At 73.9% G+C, this 17,547-nt stretch carries 14 protein-coding genes; 8 read left to right on the top strand and 6 right to left on the bottom strand.

Features of this window, described 5'->3' with window-relative positions:
• Positions 1-12 precede the first annotated feature (12 nt).
• Entirely contained in the window at positions 13-2,397 is a 2,385-nt protein-coding gene (locus tag ABT041_RS10815; protein WP_351182407.1) for a molybdopterin cofactor-binding domain-containing protein, read from the bottom strand.
• A gap of 146 nt (positions 2,398-2,543) precedes the next feature.
• Between ABT041_RS10815 and ABT041_RS10820 the strand changes: the two genes are divergently transcribed.
• The 3 genes from ABT041_RS10820 to ABT041_RS10830 all read left to right on the top strand — a co-directional run bounded on the left by ABT041_RS10820 (position 2,544) and on the right by ABT041_RS10830 (position 4,972).
• Positions 2,544-3,197: a class I SAM-dependent DNA methyltransferase gene (locus tag ABT041_RS10820; protein ID WP_351182410.1), complete on the top strand. Its 654-nt coding sequence runs from the start codon at positions 2,544-2,546 to the stop codon at positions 3,195-3,197.
• 535 nt (positions 3,198-3,732) lie between these two features.
• Positions 3,733-4,515, top strand: a complete 783-nt coding sequence (locus ABT041_RS10825; RefSeq protein ID WP_351182413.1) for a type 1 glutamine amidotransferase — start codon at positions 3,733-3,735, stop codon at positions 4,513-4,515.
• A 19-nt stretch (positions 4,516-4,534) separates the two neighbouring features.
• The gene (locus ABT041_RS10830) at positions 4,535-4,972 is read left to right on the top strand and encodes an OsmC family protein (protein WP_351182416.1); all 438 of its coding nucleotides are present in this window, start codon (positions 4,535-4,537) and stop codon (positions 4,970-4,972) included.
• A gap of 15 nt (positions 4,973-4,987) precedes the next feature.
• Here the strand turns inward: ABT041_RS10830 and ABT041_RS10835 are convergent, their stop codons facing one another.
• Positions 4,988-5,680 carry an RraA family protein gene (locus tag ABT041_RS10835; RefSeq protein WP_351182419.1) on the bottom strand — a complete coding sequence of 231 codons (693 nt, stop codon included), beginning with the start codon at positions 5,678-5,680 and terminating at the stop codon, positions 4,988-4,990.
• 130 nt (positions 5,681-5,810) lie between these two features.
• Between ABT041_RS10835 and ligD the strand changes: the two genes are divergently transcribed.
• Together ligD and ABT041_RS10845 are read left to right on the top strand one after the other, a co-directional pair.
• On the top strand, positions 5,811-6,752 hold the full coding sequence (gene ligD, locus ABT041_RS10840) for a non-homologous end-joining DNA ligase (RefSeq protein WP_351182741.1): 942 nt from the start codon (positions 5,811-5,813) through the stop codon (positions 6,750-6,752).
• A 33-nt stretch (positions 6,753-6,785) separates the two neighbouring features.
• Positions 6,786-7,394, top strand: coding sequence for a DNA polymerase ligase N-terminal domain-containing protein (locus ABT041_RS10845; protein WP_351182422.1), 609 nt, complete (start codon positions 6,786-6,788; stop codon positions 7,392-7,394).
• Positions 7,395-8,002: 608 nt separating this feature from the next.
• Here ABT041_RS10845 and ABT041_RS10850 read toward each other — a convergent pair.
• Entirely contained in the window at positions 8,003-9,445 is a 1,443-nt protein-coding gene (locus ABT041_RS10850) for a carboxylesterase/lipase family protein (protein ID WP_351182425.1), read from the bottom strand.
• 330 nt (positions 9,446-9,775) lie between these two features.
• A complete protein-coding gene (locus ABT041_RS10855; protein WP_351182428.1) occupies positions 9,776-10,147 on the bottom strand; it encodes a cupin domain-containing protein in 372 nt (123 codons plus the stop codon).
• A 305-nt stretch (positions 10,148-10,452) separates the two neighbouring features.
• Here ABT041_RS10855 and ABT041_RS10860 point away from each other — a divergent pair, with 305 nt between their 5' ends.
• The 3 genes from ABT041_RS10860 to ABT041_RS10870 all read left to right on the top strand — a co-directional run bounded on the left by ABT041_RS10860 (position 10,453) and on the right by ABT041_RS10870 (position 12,939).
• Complete coding sequence (locus ABT041_RS10860; RefSeq protein ID WP_351182431.1) at positions 10,453-10,890, top strand: SPW repeat protein; 438 nt, start codon at positions 10,453-10,455, stop codon at positions 10,888-10,890.
• 214 nt (positions 10,891-11,104) lie between these two features.
• Complete coding sequence (locus ABT041_RS10865) at positions 11,105-11,461, top strand: DUF805 domain-containing protein (RefSeq protein WP_351182434.1); 357 nt, start codon at positions 11,105-11,107, stop codon at positions 11,459-11,461.
• 188 nt (positions 11,462-11,649) lie between these two features.
• The gene (locus ABT041_RS10870) at positions 11,650-12,939 is read left to right on the top strand and encodes an ATP-binding protein (protein ID WP_351182436.1); all 1,290 of its coding nucleotides are present in this window, start codon (positions 11,650-11,652) and stop codon (positions 12,937-12,939) included.
• Here ABT041_RS10870 and ABT041_RS10875 read toward each other — a convergent pair.
• Both ABT041_RS10875 and ABT041_RS10880 read right to left on the bottom strand, forming a co-directional pair.
• On the bottom strand, positions 12,917-13,840 hold the full coding sequence (locus ABT041_RS10875; RefSeq protein WP_351182439.1) for a carbohydrate kinase family protein: 924 nt from the start codon (positions 13,838-13,840) through the stop codon (positions 12,917-12,919). The genes ABT041_RS10870 and ABT041_RS10875 overlap by 23 nt on opposite strands.
• A 3-nt stretch (positions 13,841-13,843) precedes the next feature.
• Positions 13,844-17,434, bottom strand: coding sequence for a glycoside hydrolase family 32 protein (locus ABT041_RS10880; protein ID WP_351182442.1), 3,591 nt, complete (start codon positions 17,432-17,434; stop codon positions 13,844-13,846).
• Between the last annotated feature and the right edge of the window lie 113 nt (positions 17,435-17,547).

A 17,547-nucleotide genomic window follows, 5' to 3' on the forward strand; every position in this document is an offset into this window, starting at 1 on the left:
GGGCTCCAGGTCTCAGATGGTGCGGTCGCGGCCGTCGGTGGGCGAGGCCGGGACGGGCGGGACGGTCGGCAGGGGCGTGAAGGCGAGCGGCTCGGCGTGGTTGACGGGGAAGACCGTCGGCATCGTGCCGGTGGCCCGGCCGTAGGCGCAGGCGACGGCGGCCATGGCTCCGGCGACCGCCAGCTCGCCCGCGCCGCCCGGCTCGTCGCCGCTCGGGGGCATCACGATGATCTCGAGCTCGGGCGGGGTGTTCCACTGCCGGGTGTAGAAGTACTGGTCCCAGCTGCCTTCGAGGAAGTGCCCGTCGCTCAGGTGGAGTCCGGAGGTCAGGGTGATGGCGATGCCGTCGGCGATGCCGCCCATCATCTGGGCCTCCAGGCCGCGCGGGTTGACCGCGAGGCCGACGTCGACGGCGCAGACGATCTTCGTCACGCGCGGGCCGGTGTAGGCGCCCGGGATCTTCCGTCCGGTGGTCTCGGGCCGGCAGTCGATCTCGGCGAGGATCGCGACGGCGGAGTGGTACTCGGTGTGCACCGCGATGCCCTGGCCCGTGCCGGCCGGCATGCTCCGGCCCCACTCCCCCGCCTCGGCGACCTTGTCGAGGACGGCGCGGGCCCGTGCGTCCTTGAGGAGCTTGCGCCGCATCGCGTACCGGTCCTGGCCCGTCCGCTCGGCCAGTTCGTCCATGACGAGTTCCTGGGCGCAGCGGACGTTGGGCGAGTAGATGTTCCGCATGGAGCCCGTGTTGAAGCCCTTGTCGGTCTCGGCGAGGAGCTGGGTGGTGACGCCGAGGTGGTACGGGCTGATCTGGGTGAGCTGGAACATCGTCTCGGAGAAGGTCGCGTCGGCGACGGGCAGCCGGGCCGCCTCCGCCGTGAGGACCTCACCGACGCCGTGCCCGAAGTCGGTGGCCACGGAGGTGTGGCGCTGCTCGTACGTGAGGACCTCGCCGAGCGAGTACGTGGCCCGGACCCGGGAGATGGACATCGGGTGCGTACGACCCTGCCGGAAGTCGTCGGTACGGTGCCACATCAGCTTCACCGGCTTGCCGAGGGCCTTCGAGATCTCGGCGGCCTCCTGGGCGGCGTCGGAGAACAGCTTGCGGCCGAAGGAGCCGCCGCCCTCGGTGACGTGGACGCGGACGGCGGTGGGCGGCAGGCCGAGCTTGAGGGCGATCTTCTCCTGGGCGACGATCGGGGCCTTGAGCGAGCCCCAGATCTCCGCGGAATCCTCCCGCACGTCGGCGATAGCGCAGTTGGTCTCCAGGGCGGCGTTGCTGGCGAAGTGGAAGGTGAAGCGGGCGTCGACCGCCTTGGTGAGGAGCGGCAGCGGCGGGACGACGAGCGGGAGTTCGGCCCGGCGGAGCTTCTCCAGGACGGTGGCGTCGGAGGCGCCTTCGGCGGTGCCGGGACCCCAGTCGACGCGGAGGGCGCGGACGGCGTCGACGCACTGGCCGAAGGTGCGGCCGCGGACGGCGACGCCGGTGGAGACGGTGACGACGTCGGTGACGCCGGGCATGGCCCGGACCTCGTCGAGGTTGGCGACGGAGCGGACCCTGCCGTTGATGGTGGGCGGGCGGCAGACCATGGTGGGCAGCGCGTCGGGGACCTGGAGGTCCATGGCGAACTTCTTGCGTCCGGTGACCGCTTCCAGGGCGTCCAGGCGGCGCTGGGCGGTGCCGATGACGCCGAAGCAGTCCGGGTCCTTGAGGGTGACCTCGACCGCCGCGTCGGTGAGGGCGGCGGCCTGCACGGCCAGTTCGCCGTAGCCGAGGAGCGCGCCGGCCGGGGAGAGGACGGCGCCGGCCTTCGTGGTGAGGGTCTCGACGGCCTCGCCGAGGACGAGGGAGGCGGCGTGCAGCAGCCGGGCCCGGGCGAGGGCGGCGGCGACCCGGATCGGGGTGTAGGTGGAGTAGGTGGTGTTGGAGCCGCCGGTGAGCTGGTTGAAGAGCAGCTCGGGACGGGCGTCGGCGAGGGTGACCTTGACCTTGTCCAGGGGCAGGTCGAGCTCCTCGGCGACGATCATGGCGCTGGAGGTGGTGACGCCCTGGCCGACCTCGGCGCGGGGCAGGGCGAAGTGGGCCGTGCCGTCGGTGTCGACGCGGATGGTGATGAGGTTGCTGGTGGGCAGCGCGGCGAGGGTGAGGAGCTCGTTGAGGTCGAGGAGTTCGGCCGGTCCCGGCAGCGAGGGGATGAGCGCGGGCGTCGCGGCGGCGGCCGGCCGCGGGGCGAGGGCCTCGGCGCCGAGCTGGGCGGCGACGGTGAGGGTGGGCGCGGCCAGGACGTACCCGAGGAACCGGCGCCGCCCGATGCCGCGTCCGCCCTCGCGCTCCGGGTCACCGCCCCCGGTACCGCTCGTGTGCTGCTCGCCGTCCCGCCCGGGGTGCCGCCTCGCCATTCGGTGTGCCCTTTCGCCATGAACCCGGCCTGTCTACTGCCGAGTAGTCCCAGTGGCGACGATCATCGCGCATGCGGGGGACCTCCGGGAGCCGTTCGGGGCGGAGGGCTTGGGGTGACTTCGTGAGGGGCCCCTAGGGTGCTCCCATGACCGAAGCCGCACACGTCACCGCCACCCGCCGCTCGTACGACACCGTCGCCGTCGACTACGAGCGGCTGCTCGCCGACCAGTTGGCGCAGACCCCGCTGGACCGGGCGGTGATCGCCGCCTTCGTGGAGAAGGTGGAGGCGGCGGACGGGCCGCGCACGATCGGCGATCTGGGGTGCGGTACGGGCCGGGTGACCTCCCACCTGCGGAACCTCGGCGCGGACGCCTTCGGTGTGGACCTGTCGCCCGGGATGATCGCGGTGGCCCGGGACACGTACCCCGGGCTGCGTTTCGAGGTGGGGTCGATGACCGCGCTCGACCTGCCCGGCGCCTCGCTCGGCGGGGTCCTCTCCTGGTACTCGACGGTGCACATGCCCGAGGACGAACTCGCCGCCTGCTTCGCCGAGTTCCGCCGGGTGCTGGCTCCCGGCGGGTACGCGCTGGTCGCCTTCAAGGTCGGCGACGAGCGGGTCCGCCTGGAGCGGGCGTACGGGCACGAGGTCGCCCTCGACGTGTACCGCTGGTCACCCGACCGTCTGGCGGGCCTGCTGTCGGCGGCGGGGCTGGTCGAGTCGGCGCGTCTGGTACGGGAGCCGGACTCCGGGGAGAAGACGCCGCAGGCCTTCCTCCTGGCGCGCAGACCGCGCGACTGAGGCACGTCGCCCGGAGGAACCCGGTCGCGCGCCGGACCCGAGCCTCCGAAGCCCCGCACCCGAGCGGAGCCGGGCGACGGGGCGGATCCGGGCGACGGAGCCAAGCCCCGCATCCGACCTCGGCCGGGCCGCGGGGCGGAGCCCGGCGCCCGAGCGCAGTTGGGCGCGGGAGATCCGGGCGCGCTGGCCGCCGCCCGCGATCAGGGCGTTGACCGAGGCCATCGGGTCCCCGCCGACCGACTTGGCGAGCAGAGCGCCGAGCACCAGCGGGCCGAGGGCCACCGCGAGGGCCGAGCCGGTGGCGGTGACGTGCTGGAGGCGGCGGGTGCGCCGGGCGTCGAAGGTCATGGACCAAGTCCATCAGCGGGCGGCGGCCGCCGGATCGGTCGGCGTACTCAGCTGCCCGTGCCGCGCTACTCAGATGTGCTCACGTACCCGTCCCCAAGGGCTCCCGCACCGGCCCTTCTTCGGAGACCCTCGGCAGTGGCGAACGCACCCGGGCGTTCGCGGGGACGAACCTGGAGGCGGGGCGACCGTGACGACTCAGACGCAGGGGACAGGGCCGGTCGTGCTCGTCGTGCAGCACGAGGAGGACGCCGGTCCCGGTCTGGTCGGCGAGCACCTCGTACGGACCGGGCTCCGCCTCGACCTCATACGCGCCTGGAAGGGCGAGGCGCTCCCGGAGACCCTCGGCGGCCACGCGGGACTCCTCGTCCTCGGCGGGTCCGTGAACTGCGAGGACGACGAGGCCGCGCCGTGGCTCCCCCGGGTCCGTGCGCTCGTCCGCGAGGCCGTGGCCGGGGAGGTGCCGCTGCTCGGGATATGCCTGGGCGGCCAGATCGTCGCCCATGCCCTGGGCGGTTCGGTGGCGCGCCGGGCGCAAGGGCCCGAGGTCGGTGCCGTACCGCTGCGCAGACTGCCGGCCGCCGACGCCGATCCGGTGCTCGGGGCGGTTCCGGAGGGCGCCCCGGCCGCGCAGTGGCACTGGGACGAGGTGGACCGCCTCCCGGCCGGGGCCGTGCCGCTGCTGTCCGGCGACGACTGCCCGTACCAGGCGTTCCGCACGGGGAGCGTGGGGTGGGCGGTGCAGTTCCATCCCGAGGCGGGCGCGGACACGCTCACGGCCTGGGCGGCCGCCGACGACGGGCACCTCCGCTCGGCGGGCATCGACCCCGCGTCCACGGTCGCGTCGGTGCGGGAGGCGGAGCCGGAACTCCGCGCGGTGTGGGGCGCGGTGTCCGAGGCCTGGGGCACGGTCGTCCGCGCCCATTCCGACGCGCGCGGACCCGACGCGTACCGTACGAGGACACGCACGTGAACGAAGGAGCCCCACCGCCATGGCCGACTACCGGATCGAGACCGTCCGCACCGGGTACCGGAACTGGACCGCCCGCAACGACCGGGGCGCGGAGGTCCGGATGGCCGCCGCCGACGACGCGGACGCCCAGCCCTCGTTCACCCCGGTCGAGTTGCTGCTCGCGGCGATGGGCGGCTGCGGCGGCCTCGTCATCGACCGGACGGCCCGGGCCGTGGACCACGACGACCTGCGGATCGTGGTGGAGTCGGTGTCGGGTCCCGAGGACGACGGCCGCGTGGGCCGGATCCGGGTCAGCTACGAGTTCGACCTGCCGGACAACAACCCGAAGGCGGCCGAGGTGTTCGCCCGTGGGGTGCGTCTGACGCATGAGAAGTTCTGCACGGTCAGCCGGACCGTGGAGCACGGCGCGCACGTGGAGGCGATCCTGCCGGACGGCACCGTCGGCTTCGAGGGCTGACCGGCAGCGGGGGCCTCACTCCTCGATCGCGCCGCCGATCCGGCGCAGATGGCGGCGGAAGGTGTACGAGGGGTCCACGGCGCGGCCCGCGAGGTACTCGTCGAACCGGGTCTGCGTACGCAGGGTCTCCCCCGCCCGGATCCGGCGGGCCTGCTCCCGCTCGGTGCGGAAGATGCCCCGTGCCGTCTCCAGGACGGCGTCCGCGCGGTCGGCCGTCACGAAGACCACGCCGTCGTCGTCGCCGAAGACCACGTCGGCGGCGGTCACCTCGTGGTCGCCGAACCGCGCGGCGGTCAGCGCGTCGGGGTCCCGTTCGTCGACGCGCACGGGACCGGGCGCGTGGCGTCCGTACGAGAAGACGGGCAGTCCGATCTCCACCAGGTCCGGGGTGTCCCGGTGCAGCCCCCAGACCACGAGCCCGGCGACGCCCGCCGCCTCGGCCTCCAGGACGGCGAGGTCGCCGACGCAGGCCTCGTCGCGGCGGCCCGCGTTGTCGATGACCAGGACGTCGCCGGCTTCGGCCTGCGCGAAGGCCTCCAGGAAGACGTCGACGCTTCCGTAGTGGCGGGCCGGCAGCACCCGGCCGGCGACGCGCTGTCCTGCGACGACGGGCAGGATCCCGGCGGGCGCGGCCCGCAGCGGTTCCCCGAGCCGTACACAGGCATCGGCGATCAGCGGCGTGGAGAGCTCGGCGAAGTCCTTCAGCATGGGCGTTCCGATCCGTCCGTGGCGGGTGCGGTGTGCTGGGCGCGATGCTATCGACGTGCGCGCCACGACGGCCCGGGGCACCGGCGGCCGTGCGCGTCAGGGCGCGGCCCCGGTCCGGTGGCCGCGCGCCATGCATGGGGCATCCGGAAGCGGGAAGCCGCGCAGTGTGACCCCACGAGGCGAGCGCGGGGCCGGGCGGCACTCCGTCACGGTCCGCAGGCCGGAGAAGGTGCTCTTCGCGGAGGACGGCATCACCAAGGCCGACCTCGCCGCGTACTACCGCACGGTGGCCCCGCGGATGCTGCCGCAGCTGCGCGGCCGGCCGCTGATGCTGGAGCGGCACCCGGACGGCATCGGCGGGCAGGGCTTCGTGCAGAAGGAGATCCCCGAGCACTTCCCGGACTGGGTCCACCGCGCCGGACTGCCCAAGGAGGGCGGCACCGTCACGTACGTCCTGTGCCAGGACACGGCCACCCTGGTCCTCCTCGCCGACCAGGCCTGCGTGACCCTCCACCGGTGGCTGTCCAGGGCCGACCGGCCCGACCACCCCGACCGTCTCGTCTTCGACCTCGACCCGCCCGACGACGACTTCTCCCGGGTACGGGAGGCCGCACGGTGGCTCCACGGGCTGCTCGACGAGCTGGAACTGCCCTCCCTGGCGATGACCACCGGCTCGCGCGGCCTGCACGTGATCGTGCCGCTCGACCGGCGCGCGCCCTTCGACGACGTACGCGCCTTCGCATCGGACGTCGCCGCCGTACTCGCCGGCCGTCACCCCGACCGGCTCACCACCGAGGCGCGGAAGAAGGCCAGGGCGGGGCGGCTGTACCTGGACGTCCAGCGCAACGGCTACGGGCAGACCGCCGTCGCGCCCTATGCGGTACGGGCCCGCCCCGGCGCGCCCGTCGCGGCACCGCTCACCTGGGACGACGTGGAGGACCCGGACCTCGGCGCCCGCCGCTGGAGCCTCGCCGACGCGGACCTGCTCCGCAAGGAGAACCCCTGGAGCCCCGCCCCGCGGCCCCGCTCGCTCAGGGCGGCCGCGGACCGTCTCCGCCGGCTCGGACCGTGACCGGCACTGGCGCGACACCCCGAGGAGGTGGCCATGAGCGCCCGGCAGACGCTGGCGACGTACCGCCGTCGTCGCGACTTCTCCAGGACGACCGAGCCGAAGGGCGCAAGCCGCGGCAGGACGGGCGACCGGCCCTGCTTCGTCGTGCAGATCCATGACGCGACCGCCATGCACTTCGACTTCCGCCTCGAAGTGGACGGAGTGCTGAAGTCCTGGGCGGTCCCGAAGGGCCCGTCCACCGACCCGCACGACCGGCGCCTCGCGATGCCGACCGAGGACCATCCGCTGGAGTACCGGGAGTTCGAGGGGGTGATCGCGGCCGGGGAGTACGGCGCGGGGGCCGTGATCGTCTGGGACGAGGGCACGTACCGCAACCTCTCCACCGACCGCCAGGACCGCGCCGTGCCGATGGGCGAGGCCCTGGACCGGGGTCACGCCTCGTTCTGGCTCGACGGCCGCAAGCTGCACGGCGGGTACTCGCTCACCCGCATCCGCGCCGGTGACGACGGCGACCGTGAGGCCTGGCTGCTCGTCAAGCAGGACGACGAGCGGGCCGGCGGCGACGGCACCCCGGACCCGCGAAGGGCCCGCTCGGCCCGCAGCGGCCACACGCTCGGCCAGACCCGCCGCGACCGGGGATGAAGCTTCCTGAGCGATCCCCGGTCTATCCGACCGTGACGCGGGCCAGGGCCCAGGAGGTGTGGTCGAAGGAGGTCTTGTTGTTGGCGTCGGTGACCTCCAGGCGAGGACGCGGACGCCCGATAGGTGGTGCCGCCGAAGGCGATCGGGGTGCCGTCCCCGGCGGCGTTCTTCCCGGGCGATGAGCTTCTGGCCGTACGCGCCGAGCTCCCCGTACCCGAGGTCGTCGGCGAGGACGACGACGAGGTTCGGCGGGCGGGTGGTGTCCTCCGGGACCTCCGCCGCCGCCCGGGCCACCCCCCGGCCGCGCCGGTGGCGGGCAGGGCCCCGAGGCCGAGCGTGGCGGCCGACCCGGCGAGGAAGCGGCGGCGGGACATGGCGGGGCTCCTTGGGCAGGCGGCGGGGCGCGGGGGCGACGGCATCCGAACGGCGCTTCCTGGTACGGACCTTGGAGCCAGTCGATCAGCGGCGCACCCGCCCCCGCGGGACCATGCACGGCGAATGAAGAACGTGTGACACGGTCCCGGGGCGACCGCCGACAGCCGCGAACCGCCTCGCCGGATCGGCTCAGCCGAGCCAGAGCACGCAGGCCCCCGCACGGGCCGCCCGGCTCAGTCGAGCCAGAGGGCGCGGACCTGTCGCACGGGGTCCGTGGCGATCCGGGGCTCCGCGTCCCAGATCCTCGTGGCGCGCTCCGCCGCGGTGTAGCGCGGCCAGTCGGCGCCCGGGTCCTGGTCGGTGACGAAGGCGACCCAGGCCCGGTGCATGGCGTCGGCGAGCGCGCGGGGCGGCGCGTCCCCGGCGACGGCCGCGACGCCCTCGGCGTCGAGGAGGTCGAAGGCGAAGGGCAGGTCCAGGCAGTGGAAGGCGAGGCCGAGGGCCGGCGACCGCCAGCGGAACTCGTAGAACCAGGTGGGCCGTTCCCGCGCGGCGCGGGCGTCCGCGACGGCGAGGTTCGGGGCGCGGAAGAGGGTGTCCGTCAGCGCCTGCCCGAAGAAGCGCTCCTCGCCGCCCGCCGCGTACGCCTCGGTGAAGGCCTCGGCCCTGGCGGGGTCCAGGCCGAGCGCGCCGAGGACGACGGGCAGCGGCGGGCCTTCGGGGCCGGGCGCGGGCACCATCGAGAACTCGTCCTCGGTGAAGCCGAGCATCAGCGGCACGTCGGCGCCCGCCTCGCCGGTCGTCAGGGCGTCCAGGACGGGTACGGGGATGAGCTCGCCGTCGGCGAAGGGGGCGAGGGCCAGCATCGGCGGCAGGCCCTCGCGGTCCGGTCCGGGCTCGCCCAGGCGGTCCTGGAGGTCGAGGAGCTCGTCGTCGGTCAGGTCACGCAGGGCGGCGACGGTGGCCGGGACGCCGGTCCGGGAAGTGAACAGCCGGGCAGCGGCGCGGGCGACCTCGGACCCGTCGGGCCGCATCACGGCACCGGAGACGGAGAGCGCGCCCCGGAAGAGCCCCTGCGCCGCCGGGACGGCGAGGAGGGTCTGCACGGCGCCGCCGCCCGCCGACTGGCCGGCGATGGTGACCTTGGCGGGGTCGCCGCCGAAGGCCGCGATGTTGTCCCGTACCCATGCGAGGGCGGCGATCCAGTCCCGTACCCCTCGGTTGTCGGGCGCGCCCTCCAGGTGCAGGAAGCCCTCGATGCCGAGCCGGTAGCCGACCGAGACCAGCACCACCCCGTCCCGGTTGAACGCGGCACCGTCGTACCAGGGGCTGGCGGCCGACCCCGCCACGTAACCCCCGCCGTGGATCCACACCAGGACCGGCAGAGCGGCCTCCGGGTCCGCCCGCGGCGTGAACACGTTCAGGTTCAGCACCCCCGCACCCGGGATCGAGGGCTCCGGAATCGTCGTGACCTCCGCGAACGGGCGCCGCTGCGCCGTCGGCCCGTACGCCGTGGCGTCCAGCGGCTCCGACCACGCCTCCGGCGGCACCGGGGCGGCGAACCGGAGGTCGCCCACCGGCGGCTGCGCGTACGGAATGCCCAGGAACCGCAGGCTCCCGTCCGCACGGCGCTCGCCGCGTACGGGTCCTCGGTCGGTGGTGACGACGGTGCTCATGGGGTGCTGCTCCTTCTGCGCGGGCACACGGGGCCGGGAGAAGGAGCCTGACACTGCCTACTTACACGTGTCAACACTCAGGGCGGAAGGGCTCCGGCCCATGGTCCGGAGCCCTTCCGGGACAGTCGTCTACCGGAAGGCCGCCGCCGCCTCCCCTCAGGACCGTGGCCACCGCCTCCGGGGCGTCGGGACCCGCGGCGCCCGGGCGGCAGGCGACCGCCCGGCGTTCGGCATCGCGTCCGGCGACTCGACGGCGCCAGCGCCCGCGGCGGGATGATCCGAGTCCGCCCCGGGTGGCCCGCACCCGGGGCGGGTCTTGGCGCGCGGGCGTCAGGAGGACGGCGGCCGGGCGTAGTCCGTGAAGCCGAGCCAGTCGAGCGTCACGCAGGGTTCGTCGCCGAGCACCCAGGCGTCGTGGCCGGGCTTGACCTCCATGTAGTCGCCCGCGCCGAACTCGACCGTCTGACCGTCGTCCATGGCGACCTTGATGCGACCGCTGACCACGTATCCGACGTGCGAGGCCTGACAGCTGTCGGTACCGGCGATGGGCTTGACGTGCTTGGACCACTGCCAGCCCGGTTCGAAGACGGCGCGGCCGACCGAGCCGCCGTCACCGACGAGCAGGTCGAGCCTGCCCTTGCCGTCCTCGAAGGGACGCGTCTCGTCCGCTGAGTCGAAGGTCTTCCGTACGATGCCGGCCATCGCGCACTCCCGGCGGTGGAAAGGGTCCGTCCCCGAGTCCACTCCCAGGCTACGCCGGGGCGGCACGGGCCGCCGAGGAGGCGGAGCGCATACCCATGCGGAGAATGCTCATTCCTTGCAATTGAATTTTTGTTGAACAGGAATCACCCTTTGGTGGATCCGTGCACATTCGCGGTCCTTTTTCTGTGCGCATCCCTCACCGGACAGACCTACACATAAAGGCCAGATAAGCGCACAATGAAGCAGCGGCGCGATTGCCGCAAGTGCGGTCAGACGTGCATGACGCCAGAAGGAGGCGAGGTCGTATGTCTGACGTCTCTCACCGTCGTGGTGATATCGCAGGACACCCGGACGCGACGGAAATGCGGGAGCGCTACGCCCGTGTACTCCAGACCAGAGGTGTCACGGCGGTCGAAGAACTCGTGATCCTCGCCGGCGTCTACGCCGCGATCTCCCCGTGGGTGGTTCACTTCTCCGCCGCCATGCCGACACTCGCCATCACGAACCTGGTCGTCGGCATCGCCCTCGCGGTCCTCGGCCTGTGCATGTCGATGGCCCCCGAGCGGTCGCAGGACCTGAACTTCGTCGTCCTGCTGCTCGGCGCATGGCTGATCGTCGCTCCGTGGGTGGCCGCGCGGAACCCCGACACCGGCACGATCCTCAGCAATGTGATCACCGGTGCGTGCGTCTGCCTGTTCTCCCTGACGGCCGGCGGACTGATCATGAGCAAGAGAAGGACGTGACCTTGCGATCGTCCGACCCGGACCTACGCTGATCCTCTCCCGGAACGGCGGCATCTCCTCTCCCGGAGGTGCCGCCGTTCACCGCGTTCTGTGCGTGAACGGCAACTACCGGGTAACGAATTGACCCACATGGTTTCAGCCACATAAGTTCTGCGTAAAGCTTGCTCCACAGGGACAGGCTCCCGCTCGCATACCCAGTCCTTGGGGGGACAAAGTGAACTGGTACCTCGACGTTCTCAAGAAGTACGCGGTGTTCAGCGGCCGTGCGCGCCGCAAGGAATTCTGGATGTTCTACCTGTTCAACATCATCGCGGTGTTCATCCTCGCGATCGTCGACAACGTCATCGGCATCTACCCGGCGCTGACGGGGATCTACTTCCTGGCCGTCCTGCTGCCGTACCTGGGCGTGACCGTCCGCCGCCTGCACGACACCGGCCGCTCCGGCTGGTTCATCCTCATCGGCTTCATTCCCCTGGTCGGCGGCATCATCCTGCTCGTCTTCCTCGCCACCGACGGCGAGCAGCAGCAGAACGCGCACGGCCCGAACCCGAAGCTGGCCCCGGCCTACTGACGGTCCCCGCCTGCCGAAGGCACCACGCGCGCGGCCCCCGGAGTTCTCCTCCGGGGGCCGTACCCGTTTCTGCCCAGTGCCGGTTCGGCACGTTTCCCCGCGCCGCCTTGTGCAGGATGGCGGACGACCGGCCCCCACGGGCCCGCCTAGCCTCGCCGCAACAGCACGAACGAGGGGCGGTACCACCGGTGAACTGGCACATCCACGACTACCGCGAGAGCGATCTCGCCGCCGTCGTCCATCTGATCGACACCACCGCCGAGCTCGGGCAGGAATCCGTCTTCTCGCTGGCCGAGTGCATCGGCGCCCTCACCAGCCGTCAGCCGGCCGTGGTCGCCGTGCACCAGGGCGCCCCCATCGGCGCGGCGCTCGCCTGTGTCTCCGGCGAGCGGGCCTGGGTCATGCGGATCGCGATCTCCTCCGCCTGGCGGGGCCGCGGGCTCGCCAGCGCCCTGCTCGTGGAGCTGGAGCGGCGGCTCGTCGCGGCCCGCGTCGGACGCATCGCGTACGTCCTGCCGGAGGAGGAGCTCCTCGGCGAGGGCCTGCTGAACGCCGGGTACACGCGCCAGCCGGCCGTCGCGTACTTCGAGAAGGTGGAGCCGCTGCACGGCCCCGCCGCCGGGCTCCTCGACGACCTGGGCGGCCGGCTGCTCCCCGGCGACCTGTGGGCGAAGGTCGCCGGCATGGAGCGCGAGAAGGATCTGATCGAACGCCGGGTGGTGCTGCCCCTGGCCGAGCCCGAGCGGGCCACCCGCCACGGCGTGCGACCGCCGCGCGCGGTCTGTCTGTTCGGCCCGCCCGGCACCGGCAAGACCACCTTCGCGCGCGGCATCGCCTCCCGGCTCGGCTGGCCCTTCGTGGAGATCCTGCCGTCCCGGCTCGCCGACGAGGGCAACCTGGCCGCCGCCCTGCGGTCCGCGTTCGCGCGGATCGCCGAGCTGGAGCGGGTCCTGGTCTTCATCGACGAGGTCGAGGAGATCGCCCCGGTCCGCTCGGAGCCCGCCCAGCCCGGCGGCATGCACGGGGTGACGAACGAACTCCTCAAGCTGATACCGGGGTTCCGGGAGCGGGACGAGCGGCTGCTCGTCTGCGCGACCAACTCGATCCGCTCGCTCGACCCGGCGTTCCTGCGCCCCGGCCGCTTCGACTACCTCATCCCGATCGGTACGCCGGACAAGGCGGCGCGCGCCGCGATCTGGGCCCGGTACACGGACGGGCGGCCGGACGTCGACATCGACGAGCTGGTGCTCGCGAGCGAGCTGTTCACGCCCGCCGACATCGAACACGCGGCCCGGATCGCAGCCCAGGCCTCCTTCGAGCGGGACCTCGTCGCGGTCGGCGCGCGCGGCGGGGACGACCCGGCGCCCGGCGCGAGCACGGCGGACTACCTGGAGGCCATCGCCGAGTGCCGGCCGACGGTCACGCCCGAGATGGTCGAGCAGTTCGCCGCGGACATCACCTCACACGCCCGCACCTGACGGTGAACCGCTGCCCGGCCGCGTCCAGTTCGGCCCGGTCGGGGGGCAGGGCGCCCGCCCGGGAGACGGTGACGGCCGCCGCCACGCTCGCCCTCCGCAGCAGCCTCGCGAGGTACTCGGCGCCGAGCCCGTCGAAGGCCTCCCGTCCGGCGAGGGTGTCGAGGACGGCGGACATGAAGGAGTCGCCCGCGCCGACGGTGTCGACGACGGCGACCTGCGGCGCCTCCGAGGTGACCGTCTCCCGGCCGGTGAACGCGAGCGATCCCGCCGCGCCACGGGTGACCAGGACGACGGCCGGGCCGAGCGCCAGCCAGCGGGCGGCGACCGCCTCCGGCTCCTCGCCCGGGTACAGCCAGGCCAGATCCTCGTCGCTCGCCTTCACCAGGTCGCTCAGCGCGACACAGCGCTCGACGCGGGCGACGGCCTCGGTGTGCTCCCCCATCAGTTCGGGCCGCACGTTGGGGTCGTAGCTGACCGTGGCCCCGTCGCGGAGCCGCTCGACCTCGGCCAGGACGGCGGCCGCGCCGGGCGCGGTGACGGCGGCGATCGAGCCGATGTGCACATGGACGGGCCGGTCCACGGGGAGCTCCCCGGGCTCCAGGGTCCAGGCGATGTCGAAGGTGTACGAGGCTCCGCCCCGCGCGTCGAGCCGGACGAGCGCCGATGGCGTGCGGGCGGGGACGCCGCCGACCTCCACCCTCACCCCCGCGCCCTTGAGGTGGTCCGCGATCAGCCGCCCTGTGGCGTCGTCGGCGAGCTGGGTGAGCAGGGTGACGTCCCGGCCGAGGCGGGCGAGGCCGTAGGCGACGTTGGCGGGGCTGCCGCCCGGGTGGATCCGTTCGGTCCCGTCGGCGCCGCGCACGATGTCGGCGACGCACTCGCCGATCACCAGGATGGACATGGGTCAGAGCTCCTTGGCGTAGGTGTCCTGGTAGCCGGCCCGGCCGCCGAAGACGTTGAGGCCGACGTGGCCGTCGGTGTACGTGGCCGCCGCGTCGGTGAGGTCGATGATCCTGTTCCCGTCGAGGAAGACCTGGATACGGGTGCCCTGGTGGACGATCCGCAGATCGTACGTGGCGCCGTGCCGTACGAGTGCGGGGACCCGGGCGAGGGCGGCCGCGTCGTCGAAGGAGCCGCCGCGCCGGACGACGAGGCGGACGGCCCGGAGGTCGGGGTCGACGTTGAGGACGTACCCGTCGGCGCCGTCGGCCGAGGCCCGCCAGATCAGGGAGGCGGCACCCCGGGTGCCGTCGGGGCCGCCGAGCCGGAGCAGCGTGGTGAGTTCGAGGTCGGCGAAGCGGCGGGTGGACATCGCGTCGCTGTCGCGGTCGAAGGTGCCGGTGTGCCCGGCGCCGGTGGCCTCCCAGCGGCCGGCGGGGACGGTGGCGAGGGTGCCGAGGTCCGTGCGGAACTCGCCCGGCGGCGGGGGCGGGGGCAGGGCGGGGAGCGTCTCGGAGAGCCGGCAGGTCGAGGCGAGCCGGTGGAGGGCGAGTTCGGCGATGCGGACCGTGCCGCCGTCGGCGGTGAAGGCGATCCCGTCGGCGTCGGGGTCGGGCAGGACCAGGCTGGTGACGACGGCCTCGCCGGCGCCGCCGAAGACCTCCACGGAGGAGGCGTCGACGAGGATCCGCAGCCGGACCGTCCGGCTGCCGTCGGCGGCCCGGACGGCCGCGAGCGGCGCCTCGGTGCGGCCCGCGAAGTACCGGGTGAAGTCGGTGCGTCCGGAGGCGGTGCGGTCGACGAAGAGGCGCTCGCGGACGGCGTCGTAGCCGACGAGGGTGGCCTGCCCGTCCTTCGCCCGCAGACGGAGGGCGAAGCCGGTCGCGGCGCCGGTCGGAGGCAGCACGAACGCGGCCTCCAGGTCGTACGTGGTGCCCGTCAGGCCCGCGCAGGGGTCGGGCGCGCCGGGTCCGGCGGTGAGGTCCCTCCGTACGGTCGTGTCCGTGCGCAGGCAGGCCAGTTCGGCGACGGGCCACTGGCGCAGCACGGGACCGTCCGGGCCGTCGGCGAGGGTGAGTTCACGGGGAAGGGAGTGCTGGCCGTTCCACGGACGGGTGGGGGCGCTGAACGGATAGTCCCAGTTGGTGGTCCAGCCGAGCCAGACGCGGCGCGCGCCGGGCAGGTCGGCGAAGGTGATGGCCGCGTAGAAGTCGCGTCCGTGGTCGCTGCGCGGGGCCGGGCCCGGGGGCTGGTGGGCGGTGAAGGCGGTGCCGTTCCAGTCGCCGGTGAGGCAGCGGGCGGTGGAGCCGTCGGTGGAGCGGACGGCGCCGGTGCTGAACGTGAGGACCCATACCGTACGGGCGGGGTCGCCGTCGACGGGGAGCGGGAAGAGGTCGGGGCACTCCCAGACCCCGCCGCCGGCCACCCAGTCCCCGTAGCCGAACGAGCTGGTGTGGGTCCAGTGGAGGAGGTCCCGGGAGGTGAAGAAGCGCACGTGGTCGCCGCCGGACACCACCATGACCCACTGGTCGCGGGCCTCGTCCCTGACCACCTTGGGGTCGCGGAAGTCCCAGCCGCCGTCGGGGCCGCCGGGGTTGCCGACGAGCGGTTCGGGGCCGCCGTAGGGCTGCCAGGAGCGGCCCCGGTCGGTGCTGTAGGCGGCGCGGACCGCCTGGTTCCCGCCGATCCTGTCCGGGTGGTAGCTCGTGTAGTAGGCGATGAGTCCTGAGCCGCCGCCGAACAGGCCCGAGGCGTCGCCGGGATCGGCGACGGCCGAGCCGGACCAGCGGTGGCCGTGCTCGTTCCAGTCGAGGGCGATCGGCAGGGCGCGCCAGCGCAGGAGGTCGGTGGAGACGGCGTGCGCCCAGCGGCCTTCGGCCTGGTGGAAGAGGTGGTACTCCCCGTCGAGGTGCACGAGGCCGTTGGGGTCGCTGCCCAGTCCTGAGCGCGGCGAGTGGTGGACGGCGGGGCGGTACGGCTCGGTGTAGTGCGCGCGGACGTCGGCGGCGTACACGTCCTGGAAGTACGCGGTGCCGCCGGCCGCGACGAGACCGACGGTGTCGCCGGTGGCGACGGCCGGGCCGCGCAGGGCGTCCACCGCGTCGACGTACACGGTGAACTCGCCGCCGAGGAGGTGGACTTCGACGCGGTACGGGGTTCCCGTGCGGAGGGCACGCACGGGCGGCTGCGCGGTGGCGAGGACGGCACGGCTGCCGTGGTCGAGGAGCCGTATCGAGCCGGTCGCGGTGTCCAGGAGGATCTCGTGGCCGCGGACGAGGAGTCCGGCGGCGCTGGCCCCGGCGAGCCGGACGTCGGCGGAGACGACGAGGTCGCCGGCGGCGGGGGCCGGGGCGGCGCGCAGGCCGTCGTTCCCGCGCAGGCCCTTGAGGTCGCGGGTCCAGGTGCCGGAGAGGGTGGTGGCGCCCGGGAGTTCGGCGGAAGGTCCGGCGGCCGTGACGTTCTCGAAGGAGACCCGCCCGTTGTAGGCGAGGAGCCCGTGGCGGCCGGAGAGGTGCGGGGCGGGCGCCGGGTCCTCCGTGTCGATGACGGGGGCGTAGCCGTCGGGGCGGAGGAAGTCGCTCTGCCAGTGGACGCGGAGGCGGCGGCCCTCGGCCTCGACGCGCAGGCGGTGCACGGTGCCGGGCGTGATCGGGGTGCTGTGGGTGGCGAGGGTGACGTCGCCGTCCACGCGGTAGAGGCGGAGGCGGCCCAGGTTGGGGTCGGCCTCGACGGCGTAGCCCCGGGTGCCGGTGGCGTCGGCGCGGACGAGGAGGGCGGCGACGGCGTACGGGTCGTGGACGAGGACGTCCGCCTGGAGGGAGGTGTCGTACGCCTCCTCCGCCGCGATCGTACGGATGTTGGCGCCGTCGGGTGCGGCCCCGGTGAGCCCCAGCGGGGTCGGGGTCCAGGTCCCGGTGCCGGTCCAGCCGCTCAGGTCGGTGGAGACGGACCAGGTGCGGGGAGGCCCGAAGGTGACCGTGCCGCCGTCGGCGAGCAGGCCGACGTGGCCCGTGGTGTGGCGGACGTCGACGGCGCTGAGGACCTGCTCGCCGTCGACGTGGACGGTGAGGGCGGGCCCGTCGACGGTGACGTCGAGGGTCGCGCCGGGGCCGTTGGCGCCGGAGGCGAGGAGGGTGCCGCCGGCCAGGTCGACCAGCTCCACCCGGCCGTTCCCGGGTTCCAGGAGGACGGCGTAACCGGTGGAGCCGTCGGGCGCGGCCCTCAGGACGAAACCGCCCCGGGCGTGCGGGGTGGCCGGGTCGGCCGCGATCCGGACGGAACAGCCGGCGCGGACGCCGATGCGGTGCTCGGTCACGGCGAGCGCGGTCCCGGAGGCGGCGGAGGCACGCTGCCCGCCGTCCGGGGTGCGCTGCCAACTCCCCCGGTACGGAAGGGGGTCGGGGAGCGGCGAGGTGACGGCCTCGGGGAGGGTCGCGGTCCGGCGGCGGGCGGGGGCGGCCTCTGCGGTGCGGGGTGCGGCGAGGACGGGCAGGAGCGCGAGCCCGCCGGCCTGGAGCAGGGTACGGCGGTGGAAGGGGAGCTCGGGGATACGCATGGGGGCCTCCTCGGCGGTGGGGTGGCGCCTGTACGAAAGGGGGGGCCGGGGGGGGGGGGGGGGGCCCCGCCCCCCCAACCAACGAGACGGGGGGGGGGGGACAGTGGGGGACA

The sequence above is a fragment of the Streptomyces sp. NPDC002825 genome (genome assembly GCF_040295385.1).
In the GTDB taxonomy this organism is placed as follows: Bacteria; Actinomycetota; Actinomycetes; order Streptomycetales; family Streptomycetaceae; genus Streptomyces.